This is a genomic window from Mesorhizobium sp. M2C.T.Ca.TU.002.02.1.1, from assembly GCF_003997225.1.
In genome coordinates, this window is sequence record NZ_RZTO01001178.1 from 1 (window position 1) to 1349 (window position 1349).

The following is a 1349-nucleotide window of genomic DNA, read 5'->3' on the forward strand; positions in this document are numbered from 1 at the left end:
GCTTTCATGAGCCGCGGCGAGATCCGCGCCTTCATCGCCGAGACAGGCGGCCGCGACTGGCCGCGCGATCCGGACGGCGTGCCGCTCTACCCGCCGCTAGACAAGGCCTTGCCGGCCAGGGAGCGCAAGCGGCGGCTTGCCGAGAACATGCCCTTCGCCTGGCGGCTCGATGTCGAGGCGGCGACGGCGCGCCTCGCGGCTGGCCTGTCATGGCTGGAGTTCACCGACGAGACGATGTCCGCGACGCGAGCGATCGAAGCGCAACCGCAGGCCTGGGGCGACGTCATCGTCGCCCGCCGCGACATTCCGACCAGCTACCATCTCGCCGTCGCCCTCGACGATGCGCTGCAAGGCGTCAGCCATGTCGTGCGCGGCCAGGATCTCTATTCGGCAACCGAGGTGCAGCGCCTGCTGCAGGAATTGCTCGGTCTCTCGCCGCCGCGCTATTTCCACCACCGCCTGATTCTTGGCCCGGATGGCCGGAAGCTCTCCAAGAGCTTCAAGGATACCGGCCTAGCCGCGCTTCGCGAGGCAGGCGTGTCGCCGCAGGACGTCAAGCGGCTGCTTGGGCTTTGATTACGAAAGCGCCGATTACAAGCGCGCCATCCCGGCCTTGATCAGCGCCAGCACGCTGATGAAGGAAAAGGCGCCGCCCAGCCCCCAGGCAACCGCCAGCTTGAGATCGCTCAGGCTGATGCCATGCTTGTTGGCGATCACCACCGCGGCAAAAAAGCCGAAGATGAACAATAGCGTGTTGCCGGTCGGACCGAAGGCGCCCTCTTTCATGATCGCGTCGAGCAAAGTGCCGAAGAAGAAACCGAAGGCGGCGATGATCGCGAAGGCGAACAGAAGCCAGGTTGTGTCCAGATGCAAAAACATGCCTCACCATGGCGCGGCGATGCGCCATGCCCCTATTGGCACGGTTTGTTGAATTCAACTTAGCTTATGGATCAACCGTTTCGTTTTGCTTGCGGGATTGATCGGCATTAGAGCAATTGCCGTCATCAACCGTTCACCCCGGCAGCTTTCCCCCAATGCAGAGCATCAAGCGGTTCATTCCCGCCTCCTTCGTCGTTCTGTGGGCGACCGGCTTCATCGGCGCGCGCTACGCCATGCCTTGGGCGGAACCCTTCACCTTCCTTGCCATCCGCTTCGTGATCGCGGCGATCCTGTTTGCCGGCCTCGCCGTGCTGCTCGGCTCGAGCAAGGCGACGCGCGACGAGGCGCTGCACGCCACGGGGGCCGGCGTCCTCATGCACGGCATCTATCTTGGCGCCGTCTTCTGGGCGATCCACCGGGGCATGCCGGCAGGGTTTTCGGCATTGATTGTCGGCCTGCAGCCGCTGATC

General features: G+C 64.0%; 3 protein-coding genes. 2 read left to right on the top strand and 1 reads right to left on the bottom strand.

Going from position 1 to position 1349, the window contains the following annotated elements:
• Positions 1–576, top strand: a 576-nt coding sequence (locus tag EOD07_RS34500; protein ID WP_127238361.1) for a glutamate--tRNA ligase family protein, incomplete at its 5' end; no start/stop codon positions are given.
• Between the two features lie 15 nt (positions 577–591).
• Here the strand turns inward: EOD07_RS34500 and EOD07_RS34505 are convergent.
• A complete protein-coding gene (locus tag EOD07_RS34505) occupies positions 592–879 on the bottom strand; it encodes a hypothetical protein (RefSeq protein ID WP_041011325.1) in 288 nt (95 codons plus the stop codon).
• Positions 880–1034: 155 nt separating this feature from the next.
• On the opposite strand from EOD07_RS34505, the gene EOD07_RS34510 reads away from it, so the two are divergent.
• A partial coding sequence (locus EOD07_RS34510; RefSeq protein WP_164772845.1) for an EamA family transporter occupies positions 1035–1349 on the top strand: 315 nt, incomplete at its 3' end.